Origin of the sequence: Porphyromonas canoris (genome assembly GCF_000765975.1) — a bacterium.
Lineage (GTDB): Bacteria > Bacteroidota > Bacteroidia > Bacteroidales > Porphyromonadaceae > Porphyromonas_A > Porphyromonas_A canoris.
Genome location: NZ_JQZX01000012.1, coordinates 231,162 through 249,772, shown reverse-complemented (window position 1 = coordinate 249,772; position 18,611 = coordinate 231,162). Strand labels below are relative to the sequence as shown.

17 protein-coding genes are annotated in these 18,611 nt (G+C 46.3%); 11 read left to right on the top strand and 6 right to left on the bottom strand.

Going from position 1 to position 18,611, the window contains the following annotated elements; genetic code table 11:
- Together nadC and nadA are read left to right on the top strand one after the other, a co-directional pair.
- Positions 1-843 carry a carboxylating nicotinate-nucleotide diphosphorylase gene (gene nadC / locus HQ29_RS07550; RefSeq protein WP_036790143.1) on the top strand — a complete coding sequence of 281 codons (843 nt, stop codon included), beginning with the start codon at positions 1-3 and terminating at the stop codon, positions 841-843.
- 9 nt (positions 844-852) lie between these two features.
- Positions 853-1,842 (top strand): quinolinate synthase NadA, encoded by a 990-nt coding sequence (nadA, locus tag HQ29_RS07545; protein ID WP_036868827.1) that lies wholly within the window; start codon positions 853-855, stop codon positions 1,840-1,842.
- Between the two features lie 296 nt (positions 1,843-2,138).
- Here the strand turns inward: nadA and HQ29_RS07540 are convergent, their stop codons facing one another.
- The 6 genes from HQ29_RS07540 to HQ29_RS07515 form a co-directional block, all read right to left on the bottom strand.
- On the bottom strand, positions 2,139-3,191 hold the full coding sequence (locus tag HQ29_RS07540; protein WP_036844886.1) for an RHS repeat domain-containing protein: 1,053 nt from the start codon (positions 3,189-3,191) through the stop codon (positions 2,139-2,141).
- 142 nt (positions 3,192-3,333) lie between these two features.
- Positions 3,334-5,034: a glycosyltransferase gene (locus HQ29_RS07535; protein WP_036869024.1), complete on the bottom strand. Its 1,701-nt coding sequence runs from the start codon at positions 5,032-5,034 to the stop codon at positions 3,334-3,336.
- A 113-nt stretch (positions 5,035-5,147) separates the two neighbouring features.
- Positions 5,148-6,083, bottom strand: a complete 936-nt coding sequence (locus HQ29_RS07530) for a DMT family transporter (protein WP_052089969.1) — start codon at positions 6,081-6,083, stop codon at positions 5,148-5,150.
- The gene (locus HQ29_RS10305; protein WP_152566511.1) at positions 6,067-6,450 is read right to left on the bottom strand and encodes a hypothetical protein; all 384 of its coding nucleotides are present in this window, start codon (positions 6,448-6,450) and stop codon (positions 6,067-6,069) included. Before HQ29_RS10305 ends, HQ29_RS07530 begins: the two co-directional genes overlap by 17 nt.
- A gap of 356 nt (positions 6,451-6,806) precedes the next feature.
- Entirely contained in the window at positions 6,807-8,453 is a 1,647-nt protein-coding gene (locus HQ29_RS07520) for a diphosphate--fructose-6-phosphate 1-phosphotransferase (RefSeq protein WP_036869019.1), read from the bottom strand.
- Positions 8,454-8,494: 41 nt separating this feature from the next.
- Complete coding sequence (locus HQ29_RS07515; RefSeq protein ID WP_152566510.1) at positions 8,495-8,710, bottom strand: hypothetical protein; 216 nt, start codon at positions 8,708-8,710, stop codon at positions 8,495-8,497.
- Positions 8,711-8,790: 80 nt separating this feature from the next.
- Here HQ29_RS07515 and HQ29_RS07510 point away from each other — a divergent pair, with 80 nt between their 5' ends.
- From HQ29_RS07510 to HQ29_RS07470, 9 genes are all read left to right on the top strand, one after another.
- Positions 8,791-9,114, top strand: a complete 324-nt coding sequence (locus tag HQ29_RS07510) for a hypothetical protein (protein ID WP_152566509.1) — start codon at positions 8,791-8,793, stop codon at positions 9,112-9,114.
- Between the two features lie 8 nt (positions 9,115-9,122).
- On the top strand, positions 9,123-9,479 hold the full coding sequence (locus tag HQ29_RS07505) for a cell division protein ZapA (RefSeq protein ID WP_036790122.1): 357 nt from the start codon (positions 9,123-9,125) through the stop codon (positions 9,477-9,479).
- Between the two features lie 114 nt (positions 9,480-9,593).
- The gene (gene rny, locus HQ29_RS07500; RefSeq protein ID WP_152566508.1) at positions 9,594-11,138 is read left to right on the top strand and encodes a ribonuclease Y; all 1,545 of its coding nucleotides are present in this window, start codon (positions 9,594-9,596) and stop codon (positions 11,136-11,138) included.
- Positions 11,139-11,948: 810 nt separating this feature from the next.
- Positions 11,949-13,325, top strand: a complete 1,377-nt coding sequence (locus HQ29_RS07495; protein WP_036868815.1) for a zinc-dependent metalloproteinase lipoprotein — start codon at positions 11,949-11,951, stop codon at positions 13,323-13,325.
- Between the two features lie 80 nt (positions 13,326-13,405).
- Positions 13,406-14,522 (top strand): peptide chain release factor 2 gene (gene prfB / locus HQ29_RS07490; protein ID WP_152566507.1). Its coding sequence is split into 2 segments (ribosomal slippage): positions 13,406-13,468 and positions 13,470-14,522, totalling 1,116 coding nucleotides; the frame shifts between segments, so codons are not numbered across the junction.
- 4 nt (positions 14,523-14,526) lie between these two features.
- Positions 14,527-16,653: an alpha-L-fucosidase gene (locus HQ29_RS07485; protein ID WP_235318033.1), complete on the top strand. Its 2,127-nt coding sequence runs from the start codon at positions 14,527-14,529 to the stop codon at positions 16,651-16,653.
- A 33-nt stretch (positions 16,654-16,686) separates the two neighbouring features.
- On the top strand, positions 16,687-17,253 hold the full coding sequence (gene efp, locus HQ29_RS07480; protein WP_036790107.1) for an elongation factor P: 567 nt from the start codon (positions 16,687-16,689) through the stop codon (positions 17,251-17,253).
- 19 nt (positions 17,254-17,272) lie between these two features.
- A complete protein-coding gene (radC, locus tag HQ29_RS07475) occupies positions 17,273-18,067 on the top strand; it encodes a RadC family protein (RefSeq protein ID WP_082226854.1) in 795 nt (264 codons plus the stop codon).
- 43 nt (positions 18,068-18,110) lie between these two features.
- The gene (locus tag HQ29_RS07470) at positions 18,111-18,575 is read left to right on the top strand and encodes a YkvA family protein (RefSeq protein ID WP_052079515.1); all 465 of its coding nucleotides are present in this window, start codon (positions 18,111-18,113) and stop codon (positions 18,573-18,575) included.
- Positions 18,576-18,611 lie beyond the last annotated feature (36 nt).

The window sequence follows — 18,611 nt, the reverse complement described above, 5'->3', positions numbered from 1 at the left end:
ATGCAGATCTTCAACTCTATTCAAGACGAACACTTGGAACAGCTTATCTCTCTCGCATTTGAGGAGGACCTCTTTTCCGGAGACATCGCAACGGAAGCAATCATGGCGCAAGAAGAGTACAAGGTAGCAACTCTTACGGCAAAAGCGGACGGAATAATCTCAGGTCTGAAAATTGCCGAACGTATCATCGCATATCTTGGAGAAGCAGAGTTTACTCCTCTTGTAGAGGATGGAGACGAGGTTAAGAAAGGAGAGGATATACTCAAAATACGCGCAAGGTACGATCACTTGCTAAAAAGCGAACGCATTATGCTCAACTTTCTTCAACGAATGTCGGGTATCGCCACAGCCACAAACAGGTTGGTCAAGCTGATCGGACACACCAACGCCAAACTGCTGGATACGAGAAAGACCGTTCCCGGACACCGTTTAACGGATAAGATGGCAGTAAGACACGGTGGAGGAACAAACCATCGGATGGGGCTTTATGACATGGCAATGCTGAAAGATAACCATATCAAGGCTGCAGGCGGTATCACTCCTGCCGTGCAGCAGGTACGCAAAGTTACGCCCATTTCGATACGCATAGAGGTCGAAACATCCACGCTGGAGCAGGTGGTGGAAGCCGTCGAAGCCGGAGCGGATGTGATTATGTTGGACAACATGGATACCGCTTCCATGAAAGAGGCAGTGGCTATAATCAATGGCAGAGCCAAGACAGAAGCATCCGGCAATATCAACGAAGGAACCATTGCAGCCGTTGCCGAGACCGGCGTGGACTATATAAGTGTAGGATCCCTCACGCACAGTGTACGTGCTTTGGACATCAGTATGAACTTTTAATCGGTAAAAATGAAACAAGAGTGGAGCTACAAAGGCTTTGTCGATGAGCCTGTCCCCGGCGATATAGATGTTAAAAGCGAAATCCGAGAGCTGTGCAGACAGAAGAATGCCATCATTCTGGCGCACTACTATACAGAGGGAGAGATTCAGGACATTGCGGACTATGTGGGAGACAGCCTCGGTTTGGCGAGAGTGGCAGCCGGTACGGATGCGGACATCATAGTGATGTGCGGTGTCCACTTCATGGCTGAGACCAACAAAATCCTCTGTCCGAACAAGAAGATACTCCTGCCGGATCTCAATGCAGACTGCTCTTTGGCTGAAAGCTGTCCGGCAAACGAGTTCGAGACATTCGTCAAGAGACATCCGGACCATACCGTCCTCTCTTATGTCAATACAAGTGCCGCGATAAAGACGCTTACCGATGTCGTGGTTACTTCGGGCAATGCACGCCAGATCGTGGAGAGTTTTCCAAAGGATGCAAAGCTGATCTTCGGACCCGACTACAACCTTGGCAGATACATCAACAGCATTACCGGAAGAGAGATGCTGCTATGGGACGGAGGTTGCCACGTCCATGAGAGATTTTCCGTAACGGAACTGAAGAGACTGAAAGAGAGCTATCCTGATGCACCCGTACTAGCACACCCGGAGTGCAAAAAAGATATTCTGGATCTTGCAGATGTCATCGGCTCAACGGCAGCACTGCTGAAGTTTGTCTCTCGAAGCGATAAAAAGGCATTCATAATAGTTACCGAGAGCGGCATCTTACACCAAATGAAGAAAGAGGCTCCGGGTAAAGAGTTCATCACCGTGCCGTCGGACGAAAATCTTTCTGCCTGCAACGAGTGCAACTATATGCGCTTGAACACTCTCAACAAGCTCTACAACACTTTGAAGTTCGAGTGTCCCGAAGTAACTCTCCCTGCCGATGTCATAGAGCGAGCAGCAAAACCGATACAGAGGATGCTGGAAATATCGGATCGCTTAGGTCTCTGATCATACAGATCTTAGCATATAAAAATAAAAGAGAACCCGGATCTTGTACATGAAGGTCGGGGCTCTCTTTCGTGTTGAAGCTTCAAAAGAGTTGTTTTGAAGCTGTTTGAAAGCTCTTCTTAACGGCATCGGAAAATAGGCTGAATCCGTTCAACTTTGAAAATCAAGGTTCGTTTTATGGAAACCAAACTTTGCTCCAAACAAATCGGGGCTTGATTTTCACCAACCAAGCCTCGATTACGAACTCTGAATCTGTTTGCGATAAAATATAAAAAGGTCAAACAGATTTAACGAACCTATTCATAATAGGAAATAATCCACTCTTCTCTCGTTGTCTCACAAAGGACGCCACGATCATCCAATGAGAAGAGGGAGCTCTTTATGATATTTCCCTTTGCATCGCAGACATACTCTATCCTTGAGAGGAGCACTCCATCCAAACCATAAGTCTGCTCCCAAACGGGATTTCCATTCTCATCATAAGAGCTAACTATCTTACTCCCTTCGGAGGTTTGCTGCGTCTTTTCAATGATGCGTCCGTTCTTGTAGACATAGCTGTAGGTGTACGAGTAAAGCTCTTTTCCATCTGAGAAGCAGACGGACTTTGTCATGTTGCCATGCTCATCATACTCATAGCGATCGAGAGTGTTTCCAAACTCTTCCGATCTTTCGGTTTTGTAAAACCTCTCCGAGAGTTGCCCCTTTGCATCATACTTCCATGTTATAACATCCGTAAATGGTTTACTCTCCGATAGAGCATAGCGAATATGCTCCTCTATCTTACGACCTGCCGCGTCGTATGTGTATCTTATCTCGGTGGCATAAGGATCTTCGTAACCCTCATATACGATGGAGCTCTTCTTTATGAGACGATTTTCTCCGTCATAAGAGTAGAGGATATGCTCCGTAACCCGTCCTTCCTCTTCGGGCATCTCCCTTGTTATGGTCTTTTTCTCTATCAGGTTGCCGGCATTATCATAGGCATAGAGTGTCTCTTCGGGGTCTAAAGACTCGGAAAGAGAGACCTTCCGAACCAGCTTACCGTCTTTATATTCAAGGGAATCGCCGTACATCACGACATCAAGATTGCTATAAGACTTCTCCTCTTTAAGGCTGCCATCTTCGTTGAAGATCGTAACCACAGGACCGAGAGTGGTGTACCAATCCTCTTCATCCTCTGTCGGGGCGAAATATCTCGACATTCGCACCTCTTTCACTTTACCTTTATATCCGGCTTTTTCGCAGTCTGTCTGCGCTTTTTCTTCTGTTGCAGAGGATTTTTTTCCGCAGGCAGTGAAGCCAAAAGCCGATAAGAGCAGACTCACCATCAACGTATTGTACCACTTCATAATAGATCTGTATTTAGTTGTTAAGAATATCCGGTTGCGGGGTATGCGCATCTTTTTTCAGAGATGCTCCCACTCCTATGAAGCATAGAAGCAGGAGCATGAAGTAATAAAAACAAAATCGCTTCGCCTCGATAAGGCTGTATCATTCGTTGCTTAGTACACGGCTGTAAAGCTCCAAGTAGTGCTTGTAAAACTTACTCCACTCGGCATGAGAGGCAATAGTACGAGCAGACTTGGCTATCTTCTGTGTCTTCTTGTCGTAGAAGCAGTTCAGATAAGAGAGCGTTGCGCTTACGATCTGATCCACAGAGGCATTATAGTTATAATCTTCCCTGTGTGCCACAAAGCATCCTCCCGTATCGAGCTTGGGCTGATCCTCCGACAGAGTATTGACCCAAGAGCCGAAACCGGCAAGATCTGTGGTTATGGAAGGGACACCGAACGCAAGACTTTCGAGCGGTGTATAGCCCCAAGGTTCGTAGTAAGAGGGAAAGAGAGAAAGATCGGCACCGACCAAGGTGTCGTAGTAAGAGAGATTAAGAATACCGTCGTGTCCGTTCAGATAGGACGGGATATAGAGTACCTTGACACTTCTATCCCAGTAGCCGTTCATCTCCTCTATTTTGTTCACGATCTGATCCGCATGCAGGTTATGCAACCAGTGCGTTATGTATCTGTGTTGCATGGGGGCGGTGTGCGTCTTTTTCTCGGTAAGGGCATATTCCAAATCGGCTCTCGGACTTTCTATCCAGCCGGGAACAAGGATCACAGCAAGTACCGATGCTCCCTCCGGCAGCTGTTCGCTAAGCCGTCCCATCACGTCCAAAAACATATCCAACCCCTTGTTGCGAAACTCTCCTCGCCCTGAGGTGATGGCTATAAAAGTATCTTCCGGTATTTCTTCGCCGTAGAGCTTGGATGCTATCTCTATCAAGCGCGTTCTGGCACGCTTTCTAAGGCGACTTCTCGATGCGGAAGTTGCAGGGACAAAGTCCGGTTCAAAGCCGTTGGGCAGTACCACATCCGCCTTTTTCTGAAGCAGCTGGGCGCACTCTTTATCCGTTACTTCGCTCACCGTTCCAAAGCCATCGGCATGGTGTGCTGCTGCCTTTTCGATATTGTGTTTACCCTGTATGTTGAGTTCCCAAGCCATCTGATCGCCATTGTATGCAGGCAGTTCGCTGTACAAAGGTTTGCCATTGCTGCAGATGGAACGTCCCGTTGAGGTGGCATGAGTAATGAATATCCGTCTGATTTCAGGAGCATGTGTCTTGAGATACAGCAGCCCGAAGCCGGTCATCCATTCGTTGAAGATCGCCAGGGCGTTTGCTTTCTGCTCTTGAGACAAAAGATGGTCGTACGCATCTTTCATCACCATCGCCGCAGCGGTGGAGAAGAGACAGCTCTCGTCATAATCACCGTAGCCGACATTGCCGTCTATGCCGTATTTCTCCCACGCTTCGTAGTAAAGGATTCCTTTCTGCTCGAACAGCGCGGAGTGATCCACCAAAGCGACGAACGGCTGTCCCGGAACATTCCACTGCCCGACCCGTATGGGGAGATTCAGCCTTTCGGATGCTTCTTCCGCCCAAGAAAACCATTTGCCGTGCTTACCTCTTTTGGAAGAAAAAGGAACAAATTCGCGCTTGGCAAGATCTCCGTCTCCGAACAGAGGTCCTACAAATAATATATTATCGGCTCCGTGCTCTTCCACCATTGTGCGAGCACGTGTGGAGAGGACCGTATGTATGCCTCCGACTTTGTAACACACTTCCCAACTTGTTTCAAAAACGAAACTTGCCGACAGGGAGTTTTTTCTGCTGTTGTTATTAAGATTCTTCATAATTTCTTCCATTTAGTTGGTACTTTGCCTTTATCAAAGATACGTTTTATTGTTGAATATTCCTATAAAAGAGGGGAAGGAGAGTGGTCTCGGAGCGGACTCTTTCCCGTCTGTCAGGCGATACGTTTTTTACTTGTCGTTACGAGATAGACTCCCAGAAAGATCATAGCCATGGAGGGGAGCTTGCTCCACTGCCAGCTGTCCAAGCCGAGTAAGATGGCGATGCCGATGGTGAGTATCGGCTGAATGTAGCCGTACATGCTCACGACCGTGGGGCGGATCTTCCGCTGTGCTATGGGGATGAGCAGATAAGCCACAAACGTGGCACCGAAGACGAGATAGGCAAGCATGCCGTAGTAGGAAGCAGTCTGTCCGAAGAGGTCGCTGCGGAGCAGACTCACGCCCGAAAAGGGTACGGAAGCGACCGTGGCGAAAAGAAACATCCACTTCATCAGCGTAACCGGTGAGTAGGTCATGATGATCCGCTTGAACAGAGTGAGATAGAAGGCATAGAAGAGCGATCCGACGAACAGGAGGAGTATGCCGAAAGAGTCGCCTCCGAACGAAAAATCCACCGTACCGCCCATGAGAGCCAGCCGGATAGCCCCCAGTGCTCCCAGCAGGACGCCGAACCCTTTCCTGAAAGTAAGCGGTTCTTTCTGCACGACCGTGGCGAGGATCAGTACCACGACAGGGCCCAAAGAGACGATCATCGCGGCATTCGTGGGAGAGGTCTGCTGCAGCCCGACGAGGAAGGCGATCTGGTTGCCCAGTACACCGAACAGAGATGCCAACGCGATATAGATGTAGTCTCTCCGGGCGACCCTTTCTTTCGGGAGGAACAGAGAGAGGATCCAAAACGACAGCATGGCTCCGCCGAACCGCAGGAACGATATACTGAGCGGATCCAAAGCTCCGGGATGGAGAATCATCTTTGTTACAGCCGTATTGACACCGAAAATGATGTTTGCCCCCAGTATTGCCATGTGTCCTTTGAGCTGTTCGGGGCCAAACGAGGCGGGAGCTATGTCTTTACGTTCTTTCAGCATTGGAGTCTTGAGTTGTTTTGCCTGTTCCGGCGGGCATTTGTACGATCCGGTTCGGGCACAAAATTACACAATAGATTTCAGAAAGGAGGACGGTTGTGGCGACAAAATAGAGCAAGTCCGGCATCGGACAGCCTGAAACCGGGCAGCGAACCGGCACAATGTTTTGCAAACAAAGCGAATCAAGAGCCCTCGAAACTCTCCGCAAAAAGAGTAGAAACTTTTGGCGGAAACTTATGCAGAAAAAACGCCTTCGGCAGGGGGTAAAAATTCCATGCCCATAGAAATTTTTTTCCATGCCCATAGAATTTTTTTTCCATGCCCATAGAAATTTTTTTCCATGCCCATAGAAATTTTTTTCCATGCCCATAGAAATTTTTTTCTGTGCGCACGTAAATAAATTTCTGTATATGCAGAAATATTTTTTCGTATATGCAAAAATAAATTTTCGTATATGCAGAAATATTTTTTCGTATATGCAGAAATATTTTCCCTTCCGCAAGCAGATATTTTTTCGTTCGGATGAAAATATTTCTCCCTCCGCAAGGGGATTTCCCTCCGGAGAGATCTCTCGGGAACAATATGGGAAAGGGATATATAAATAAAGGAGGTCGCCGATGGCTATTCATCGCACGACCTCCGCTCTGGTTTAATATTTATAGTATAAATCTCTGCGCTTCCACTCAACACGTTTAAGCGAAATGCAAAGGTCTCAGATGGTGGGCATTATTTTTGCTGTTCCAGCTGAAGCGTCTTCGTAGGCTGGTCGCACACTTCTGTCGGACCGAAATACTGGATGGGTCCGGGATAGATATAGAGTGTCTCCTTCGCCCATATCTCACGCTCCGCAGCCATTGTCTTGAACGGCGCACCGTCGAGCTTCACGAGAGCTTTCTGTATAACGGGCTTCATCTCGCCATGACGTCGCTCCATGTTCATCATCATTGTGATGGGCACTCCTCCTGCTTTCCATTCGGATGCGGGGGCGGTGGTGTTGGAGATCGAACTCATGTATCCGGTCTTGCCTTCACCTATAAGGCAGGCGGCATTGTAGCCGAGGCTGTAACAGTAATCGGCATCGAAGTTGGACGGAGCGGCACATCTTCCTTCGTAACCGAAGAAGTGCGTCTGGGCAAGATACTTTCCGACATAAAGCCCGTCCTCTTTCCACTGCTTGAGCTTCGCGCCTACCATCTCCGCAACGAGCTTTTCGGTTTCGATGAGAGACACCTGTACGTTGCCGTGCGGATCTCTGTCGAGCGTGAGCTGTCGTGCCACATCGTGAGGGAGGGAAGCAAACACAGCTGCGTTCTTTGCAGAGAGTTTGGAAATGATATAGTTGCGTTGCTCCGAACGTTTGATACGTGCGTACTCCACGGCATTCTCGGCAAGGAAGTCGTTCAGCTCCGCTATAAGTGCTTTCATTGCCGGTACGAACTCGATAAGCCCTTCAGGGATAAGCACCGTACCGAAGTTGTTCCCTGCCGCAGCTCTATCTGCCACAATCTGTGCGATGCGAGTGATCACGTCATCGAGCGAAAGGTTGTTAGCCTCGACCTCTTCCGAGATAATCACATAGTTGGGCTGCGTCTGAAGAGCACACTCCAAAGTGATGTGAGATGCCGAACGCCCCATCAGCTTGATGAAGTGCCAGTATTTCCTTGCAGAGTTGCAGTCTCTTTGGATGTTGCCGATCACTTCGGAGTACACCTTGCAGGCAGTATCGAACCCGAAGGAAGTCTCTATCTGCTCGTTCTTAAGGTCTCCGTCTATCGTTTTCGGGCAGCCTATCACTTGTACACCGGCTCCTATCTTGGCATAATATTCTGCCAGAACACAAGCGTTGGTATTGGAGTCGTCTCCTCCGATGATGACCAAAGCTCCGATATTCAGCTCTTGGAGAACTTCCAAACCTTTATCGAACTGCTCCTTAGTCTCCAACTTAGTCCGTCCGGAACCGATAATGTCGAAGCCGCCCGTATTGCGATACTCTTCTATGATATCTGCCGTGAGTTCCATGTACTTGTGCTCCACAAGTCCGCTTGGTCCCATCAGGAAACCGTACAGCTTGCTGTCCGGATGCAGAGCCTTAAGTCCGTCAAAGAGACCGGCTATAACGTTGTGTCCGCCCGGTGCTTGTCCGCCCGACAGAATCACTCCGGTGTGGATGGGAGCATATTCTCTCGTCTCCTTAGCCGGTTGAAACTCTATAATAGGAAGTCCGTAAGTGTTGGGGAATAAGTTTTTGATAGCATCCTGATCCGCTACCGACTGAGTGGCATTGCCCTCTACGGCAATCACCTGTCCTCTAAGTGCCTTAGGCATCTTTGGCATATAAGATGCGCGAGCCACTTGTAATGCACTTTTCTTAATCATCTAAATCTTTGTGTTTATATATTGTCTTGAAAATAGAATCACGTTTGATCTCCTTTTCGAGCAAGCTTCCGATAGTTGGTTCTTGCCATGAAAAAGATGAAAAACATATTCAACGCCAGAATCGCTCCGGCAAAAGAAAAGAACAACTGACGCCATCCTTCCATAACGAAATAACATACAACGGCTGCCAGTAACAGCATCAATCCGAGAACAGAGGCAGCTATCATTATTTTTTTCAGAACTGTCGGATTCATACCTAAATACTTTGTACGGAGCAAAGATATAGAAAAATGGGAGAAAAGTTGGTGCTTCAAGGTTAAATTGCTAATTTTGTTTGAGTTTTCGTGTAATGGTACTGAAAGACTACAACATACTGCTTGAAGAACTTGAGGAGAGGATAGGACAGCTATTAAGGCAAAATAGTGATTTGTCTGTCCGGATGCGTCAGTTGCAAATAGAGAATAAAGCTCTCTCCTTAAAGTGCCGGAAACAGGATGAAGAGACAGAGGATCTCAAGCGAAAACTCAGCATTGCCGAGTCTTACCTGGAAGAGAGTCCCACATCCGTGGCACACCTTGTGGATTACAGGGATCACCTTCGAGAGTTGTCCGGCAAAGTGGCAGAATGCATAAAAACAATAAATAATAACAACCCTTGAGCCTCCCTATGTCTGTCCCTAAACAGAGTGAAAACAGTGTGGATAAACCTGCAAACAAGTTTACCATCCATCTCACTTTAATGGGAGAACGGATCTCGCTCAACATTCAGAGAGAGGAAGAAATATTCTTTCGCAAGGCTGAGACAGAAGTCAATCACTTTATCAATGCCTACAAAAGGAAGTTCCCGACCATCTCAGACACCAAGCTTCTTCTGTTTGTCGCCCTTCACTTTGCCACGTTGGTAGAGGAGAACAAAGCCGAGAAAGATAGTCAGACAGCATTGGCAACACGGATAGAGAGCATCATCGACAGGCTTCGTCGCCACTCCTTAGAGAGTTTTGAAGACCGTCATACTACCGCCTGAATTTATTGGGAAAAGGGGCACAACTATTTATCACTGTTTTATTCATCCTGTTCATTTACTTACAAAGGTCTTCCCACAGAGGGAGACAGTGTTACACCCTTATATTTGAGTAGAATGAACAATATTGTTATTCCTGTACTTATCTGTATTGCTATCCTCGTCATCGGAGGAGTATTGCTTTGGAAGTTCCTTTCCGATGCAGCTCGGACACGCAGCCAACACTTTCTGCAAAAAGCCAAAGAGGAGGCTGAAGTCATAAAGAAAAACAAACTGCTGGAGGTAAAAGAGCAGTTCATAAAGCAAAAAGCCGCTCTCGAACGCGAAGTGGCACAGAGACAATCCAAGATCCAAAGCATAGAAAGCAAGCTCAAGAACAGAGACGAACAGCTCTCTGAGAGACAACAAGAGCTCAACAGAAAGATCGAATCCAACGAACAGTTGAGAAGAGATCTGGAGTTGCGCATGGAGGGGCTCACGGCTAAGGAAGACGAGCTTGCCCAAATCAAAGAACAACAGCTACTGGAACTCCAACACATAGCCGGCCTTACCGCAGAGCAGGCAAGGGAAAAGCTCGTAGAGTCTCAAATAGCCGAAGCACGCACTCAAGCCTCTGCAACGATCAACGATATCATGGAAGAGGCCAAGCTTACCGCCAACATGGAAGCGAAGAAAGTGGTAATAAAATCCATCCAGCGCCTTGCAACAGAAACGGCCATCGAAAATTCCATCACCGTCTTTCACATAGAATCGGATGAGATTAAAGGTAGAATAATAGGACGTGAAGGCAGAAACATCAGAGCATTGGAGGCAGCAACCGGAGTCGAAATCATCGTCGACGACACACCGGAAGCGATAGTCCTCAGCTGCTTCGACCCCGTTCGCCGTGAAATCGCTCGCCTTGTACTTCACCAGCTGGTTCAGGATGGCCGCATCCACCCGGCACGTATCGAAGAGGTGGTAGCCAAGGTTCGCAAACAGATAGAAGACGAGATAGTGGACACCGGTAAGCGCACGGTGATAGACTTGGGTATACATGGTCTCCACCCCGAACTTATCCGTCTTGTGGGAAAAATGAAGTACCGCTCCTCTTATGGGCAGAATCTTCTGCAACACTCTCGCGAAACAGCCAACCTCTGTGCCATTATGGCTGCCGAGCTGGGGCTGAATCCGAAGAAGGCAAAACGTGCAGGTCTGCTACACGATATAGGCAAAGTGCCCGATGACGAACCGGAACTTCCACACGCTCTACTCGGTATGCAGCTCTGCGAGAAGTACAAAGAGAAACCGGACATCTGCAACGCCGTAGGTGCTCACCACGATGAGATAGAGATGACATCCCTACTCTCCCCTATCGTACAAGTGTGCGACGCCATATCCGGAGCGCGTCCGGGAGCACGCAGAGAGATAGCCGAAGCGTACATCAAGCGTCTCAAAGACCTCGAAGAGCTGGCTCTATCTTATCCGGGAGTGGTGAAAACGTATGCCATCCAAGCAGGTAGAGAGCTTCGTGTGATCGTTGGATCCGATAAGGTTACAGATGCCGACACAGACATGTTGAGTGCAGACATCGCAAAGCGGATTCAGGACGAGCTTACCTATCCGGGACAAGTAAAGATTACGGTAATCCGCGAAACCAGAGCCGTAAGCTACGCCAAGTAAATGATCCGGGCTTATATGCCCGACCGATGATACCGATCCGACACATTCGGCTCTCCTTTTCGGGGGTTCGAGTGTGCCGGATCTCTTTTTATTCTATCCCATTCAAGTGGGTCATCCCGTCCCTCATTTTTATATATTCCATCCCGAAAAATTCCCGCTTTTTTCTTGCTCTCTATTTTGCTCGGAGGAGTCATTTTCAGAGCACGAACGAATTGTTAAATTTACCCCGTTTTATTAACACAAATTCCGATACCTGTTCACTCAAAACACTAAACAAGCATATTGTTTCGGCTTAACGTATTTAATTTTTCAATGAACACGTTTACCGATTTCATTTAATACGTTTACCGGATTCGATTAACGTGTTTAGCCAAAAACATCAAAACGCTAATAATCAGCAAACTACGTATTTTCACCCTAAAAAGCCCTTGAAAAGGCAGATTTCCTTATTAGTAAACGTTTACAGAGACAGGCGTTAAATTTCATGCTTATTAACGCGAAAAAGCCTCATCAAACGGACTGAGAAAAAATTTTTTCCAAATTCGCGATTTTCACTATACCTCTCACAACCAACGATATAAATAAAGGAAAACTTTCTCGATTCTCTAAAATGCTCTCCCAAGAGTTTTCGGAGGATGATCTCGCACCCATCCGTTTTTATATAAAAGCTCCCTGCGAATGGTCATCTCTCCAATAGGAAAAAGGCTGAAATCGGAACATATTTTCTGCCGTACAGATCGCAAAGATTGTACTATGGCTTTTTTTTGCGTTCTTTGCCGCTGTAAAATCTAACCCAAAAGCATAGCAATAATGAGAAAATATCTTTTCCCTCTCCTATTCCTGACATCCATATTTCTGCTTGGAGGGTGTCGATCGAAAAACAGAAACGAAATAAATGATAAAGTTTTGTCGTTCTCCGAAAAAAGTATCGACTTCGACTTCAACAGCAACACCAAAAGAGTAACCATAAAAAGTCAAGGAGCTTGGAAAATAGAAGAGCCACCTCATTGGATCAAGCTATATCCTCTAAGCGGACAAGGCAACACCGTGCTGACGGTATCCGTAAACTCCTTCGACTCCTCATTAGAGCGCCAAGGAACAATAAAGGTCTCTTCAGGGATATATTCCGATAACCTGCAGATAAAGCAGTCCGGACTGCCTCTTGACAAAGCGAGTGCACGATACAAAATTCCGGTTATCTTCCATCTCCTTACACACAAAGATGTTCCGGAGGTTGCAGCCGTAAAAACAGAAAAACTTGAAGAGTACCTTAAACATGTCAATGAAAGATATCGGGGAGCTTTGGGAGGAAACACCGTTGATAACAATGTCGAGTTTGTTTTGGCATCTGTGGATTCTGATGGAAAACCTCTTCCGGAAAAGGGTATCAAGAGACATGTATGGCACAAAGCGGAGACACCATTCGATGAGATTGTCGGCACAAAAACGCAGAATGTGATAGACATGTGCTGGGATTTCAATGCGTACATCAATGTATTCATCTTCAAATTCACAAGAAAAAAGAACAGCAATACGGTAACATTGGGAGTGGCAACTCTTCCATATATGCCCGAATCTCATCCCGTAAAGGGTCTTTCGCAGGTCAATACGAACTACATTGCAAGCAAAAACTGGATTTATGCCAGCAGTGTCGTGATCAACAGCGATTTTCTTAAATACAACTCCAACCACATAGCCACCTATGTGGGCAACACTCTTGCGCATGAACTCGGACACTATGTAGGTCTGTATCATGCCTTCACGGAAAAAGATAAAGAAAGTAGCCCGCCACCTCCTCCCTGCACAGACAGTGATTACTGCCCGGATACCCAACAGTACGACAGAGAACACTACGTAAAGAAGGTACAGGAGTATGTCTCGTCTCCCTCTTTTGATAAAAATAACCCGGAGCATATCAAGCGTCTGTTTGAACGGGACAAGTGTGATTTTCAGGGTATATTTACCTCTTTCAACATAATGGACTACTTCTACTGTCGAAACCTTGGGTTTACCGCCGATCAGAGAAGCCGGGTGAGGCAGGTTCTCTATCATGGTCTGTTGATTCCGGGAGCCAAGTATAGAGGCGGAGTGAGAGTGGGAAGAGGAGACGTTCCTCAAGACATGGAGGCTCCCAGAATATCGGATTGTCCTGAACATGACGTTCATATCTTGGAACATATACAGTAAAACTCCCCCGTATTGGCAAGTTTTTACTATTTTTGCTGTTCAAATAATTGAAAATTTAAGTATTAACACCTATCATAAACATGATAACAACAGACCAACTAAGCAACTTGTTGGAGCGCCGAGATGCGCTAAGGGGGTATCTTTGACGTCGATACGAAGCGTATCGAATTAGAAGAAGAAGAGCTTCGCACGCAAGATCCCGTCTTTTGGCAGGATGCAAAACGTGCCGAAAGCGTAATGAAACGAGTAAAAGAGCTGAAAGGCTGGCTCAACGGATTCGATGCGGTAGACACTGCAACCGAAGAGCTTGCTCTCTCTTTAGAGTACCTGAAAGAGGGAATCATCTTCGAAGAGGAGGTGGACGAAGCATACGCCAATGCTCTGAAGCTGACGGAAGATCTGGAACTGAAGAACATGCTGCGAAAAGAGGAGGATCATCTTGGAGCAGTACTGAAGATAAACTCCGGAGCAGGCGGTACGGAAGGACAAGATTGGGCTTCCATGCTTGCCAGAATGTACCAGAGATGGTGTGAGGATAAAGGTTACAGCGTTACCATTACCAACTGGCAAGACGGAGATGAAGCCGGCATAAAAACCTGTACGTTGCAGGTAGAAGGCGAAATGGCATACGGCTATCTCAAAAGCGAAAACGGTGTACACCGCCTTGTGCGCGTATCTCCCTATAATGCTCAAGGGAAGCGGATGACCTCTTTTGCCTCTGTATTTGTGGTTCCGTTGGTGGACGACAGTATAGAGATCAACATCAATCCTTCCGACATTACGTGGGATACGTTCCGAAGCGGAGGTGCAGGAGGACAGAACGTTAATAAGGTAGAAACCGGCGTTCGCCTGCATTATACCTACAAAGATCCCGATACGGGAGAAACGATGGAGATTGCCATCGAAAATACCGAAAGCCGTTCGCAGCTCGGTAATAGAGAGAATGCCATCCGCCTCTTGAAGAGTCAGCTCTACGATCTTGAACTTGCACGCCGTCGTCGTGCACAGAATGAGATAGAAGACTCTAAGCTGAAAATAGAGTGGGGTTCGCAGATACGCAGCTATGTATTCGACGATCGCCGCGTGAAGGATCACAGAACAGGATACCAAACATCGGATGTGAGTGGTGTCATGGATGGAGATATAGATGACTTCATAAAGGCTTACCTGATGGAGTTTGCCCAAACAGAAAAGTAGGAAGATGAAAATATCCGACATAAAAAAGAAGAATAGTTCGCATCCGATGAAGGCTTTATGGGGCTCTTTGGCTGCTATTGCCCTCTCCTCTATCGTGGGAGGCTGCTCTCTCTTACAGCCGCAAGCCAAAGTTAAAGCCCCGGCTCCAATATTCCCTATACCAAAACCCGAACAGGTGGAGTGGCAAAAACTGGAGACCTATGCCTTTGTCCACTTCGGACTCAATACGTTCAACGATCTGGAGTGGGGCTATGGCAACACTCCGGCATCGACGTTCAATCCGAAGCGTCTCGACTGTGATCAGTGGGCAAGAATCATAAAAGCATCCGGTTTTAAGGGTATACTGCTGACGGCAAAACACCATGACGGCTTCTGCCTCTGGCCTACAAAGACTACGGATTACAGTGTGAAGAGCAGCCCATGGAAAGATGGGAAAGGAGACTTGGTCAAAGATCTCTCCGAGGCGTGCAGGAAATACGACCTAAAGTTCGGCATCTACCTCTCTCCTTGGGATCGAAACAGCAAACACTATGGAATGTCGGAGTACGTGGATATATTCCATGAGCAAATGAGAGAGCTCCTGACAGGATATGGTCCGATCTTCGAGTACTGGTTCGATGGAGCCAATGGAGGGGATGGTTGGTATGGAGGAGCAGATACGCACAGGAATATAGACCCTAAGACATACTACCGCTACGAAGATGCCAAGAAGATCATCCGCGAGCTTCATCCTACAGCAATGATATTCGGAGGGACTGTTCCGGATATTCGCTGGATAGGAAACGAGATAGGTTATGCAGGGACAACCAACTGGAGCCCCATGACCATTGGAGAAGAAGGTGGACGTAAAAATATGGTCGGACAGGAACATGGTGAGGATTGGCTTCCCGGAGAGTGTGATGTTTCTATCCGTCCGGGATGGTTCTATCACCAAAGAGAGGATCATCAAGTGAAGTCTCCTGCCAAACTGATGGATATATATTATGGCAGTGTCGGGCGTAATGCCACTCTGCTTCTTAACTTCCCGGTTGATCTGAATGGCACTATTCATCCTAAGGATAGTACAAGCATCATGGAGTGGAAAGCTCTACTCGACCGTGAATTTGCCTCTCCTCTTCTTCTCGGCAAGGCTTCTGCGAAAGCAAGCAACGTAAGAGGAGAGCAATGGTCTGCATCTAATGTTCTAGACGATAACTATGACAGCTATTGGGCAACGGCGGATGGCGTTTCTTCCGGAGAGCTAGTCTTTTTCCTTCCAACAAAGCAAGCCATTAACCGACTTATGCTTCAAGAGTACATCCCATTAGGACAAAGAGTACGTAAGTTCTCGGTCTTCTATAAAGATGGAGAGAACTGGCTGCCTGTTTCGTTTGCAGAAGAGACCACTACAATAGGCTACAAAAGACTGTTAAGATTCAATTCCATAAAGACAGACGGCTTGAAGATTCTGTTTGAAGAGAGTCGAGGTCCTATCTGTATCAATAAGGTGGAAGCCTATATGGCTCCGGCGATAGTTTCGGATATTCCGGTTATACGCAGAGATCTTAATGATGAAGTGTCTATCTCTTTGTCTTCTCCCGGATTGGAGATATACTATACAACGGACGGCTCCGCTCCCTCCGTTTCGAATGGGATTAAGTACAGTAAACCATTCAGATTGCAAGATCACGGTGTGGTGAAAGCTATTGCCTATGACTCCGACTTCCATACAAGCGGAGATATGGCAGAGCGGACATTCTACCTTTCTGCAAGCAGGATAACACTACTTTCGCCACAAGAGAAAGAGGCAAAAGAAAAACTCCTCGACGGCAAGCCCTATTCTCTACTTCACTTTCCAAAGGGAGAAAGGAGCTTGGAGCTTCTTCTTGATACTCCTTATAAAATCTCGGGTTTCAGACTGTTACCAAATCAACAAAGGGATGGAAGAGGACATATCCACTCTTATGTTCTGTACATAGATGACACAAAAGTGTTGGAAGGAGAGTTTTCCAATATCAAGAACAATCCGGTTCTGCAAACAGTACAATTCCATCCGGTCAAAGGACAAAAGGTAAAACTTGTGGCAAAGGAGATTGTGGACAACGTGGAGAGAATTATTCTCTCTGACTTTGATCTCATCATTGAGGAATAGAAATAGAATAATAACATTAAATACTTTAGAAGAATGGCAACAACAGCAGATTTTCGCAATGGTATGTGCCTTGACATTGATGGCGTGTACTTTACGATCGTAGAATTTCTCCATGTTAAACCGGGCAAGGGTCCTGCTTTTGTACGTACAAAGCTCAAAAACCTTTCCAACGGAAGAGTATTGGAAAAGACGTGGAACTCAGGTGTAAAAGTGGAAGAAGTGCGTATCGAACGCAGACCATACCAATACCTTTATAAGGATGATATGGGATACAACTTCATGCACCCTGAAACATTTGAGCAGATTCAAATTCCGGGAGAGACCATTTCCGGTGTGGAGTTTCTGAAAGAAGGAGATATGGTAGAAGCTATGGTACATGCAGGTAATGAGACAATACTAACCTGTGAACTTCCACCCCATGTTATCCTTGAAATAACATACACAGAACCCGGTGTTAAAGGAGATACCGCAACAAATGCTCTGAAGCCTGCAACGGTAGAAACAGGTGCTACGGTTCGTGTTCCTCTATTCATAACAGAAGGAGAAAAGATTGTGATAGACACTCGTGACGGCTCGTATGTAAGTAGAGCTAAAGAATAAAAGTGCTCCAATAGTATAAATGACATCTGCCTTTACACAAAATACGAAGGCAGATGTCATTTTCTTTTTACCACTTAGCGTATTCCTTATGTTTAATCAGGAGAAAACCAACCTTCATCTGAAAGTAAAAGAGATGTTGGAAGAGGAGCGTCCAAGAGAAAAACTCCTCAGATATGGAGTAAAAAATCTGGACACAACGGAGCTTCTTGCGCTCATCCTTAATACGGGGACAAAAGAGCAAAATGTAATAGAGATGGCTCGAAATATCTTGAAGAGTCATGACAACAACCTCTATTCCATGTATAAAACCCACGCCGAACGTGTATCGGACAGTAAGATAAGAGGAATAGGTCCTGCAAAATTAGCAAAGATATTGGCAGCATTAGAGCTTGGAGTGCGTCTGGAAAAAGACAAAGAGTTTTACAGAGCAAAGGAAGAGATATTGAACGACAGCCAAAAGGTCTATAACTATATGAAACGATACCTCTTTGGTTTAGCTACGGAAAGTGTTTGGCTATTATGCTTTAACATCAGTCAAAAACTTACGATTCCACCTTTGGAAATATCTACCGGAGGAATGACTGAATCGGTGGCGGATATAAGGGTTATCCTCAAAAAGGCTCTGTACCATAATGCGACCGGCATCATACTTGTACACAACCATCCCAGCGGATCTCTACTACCATCTTCTGCGGATGACCAACTCACAGAATCCTTAAATAAAGCGTGCCAAATGATCGGAATTAAGTTATTAGACCACCTCATCTACTCTGATTACGGATATTATAGCTACGCAGAAGAGGGATTACTATAGAAGATTTTTCTTACCTTTGGGGTGTATAGAACGCAAAAAAGCTATGAAACTATCACATGCAAAGATGGCTATAAAGGGCTTACGCGATATCAAAAGCTATGCATCTCACTTCTCGGAAGGTGATTGGGGAAAGAAGCTTTTGCAGGTGAAACATCTTGTTGGAGAGAGTGTTTTGCTTCCCATGATACGGCTTTACTATGTCATGAAAGCACCTTCTACTCCCATAGCAAAGAAGATTTACATCTCCGGAGCTTTAGGATACTTCATTCTCCCGATAGATATTATTCCGGATATGTTGATCCCGATTCTCGGCTTTACGGATGACCTTGCCGTGGCAACTTTAGTTCTGAAGTTGGTTAATGACAACCTCACACCGGAAATAGAAGAGAAAAGCAGGAGATTCTATGACTCTCTTGTAATATGTAAGAGAGGAAAAGGGAGTTTATCCGGAGAGTCTAAGAATGACACGATAACAGATCCCCTCCCAACCGAAGGGTCTTCTTTGTAAAACTTGGTTACACTATTACCAATCTAAAAACCATAA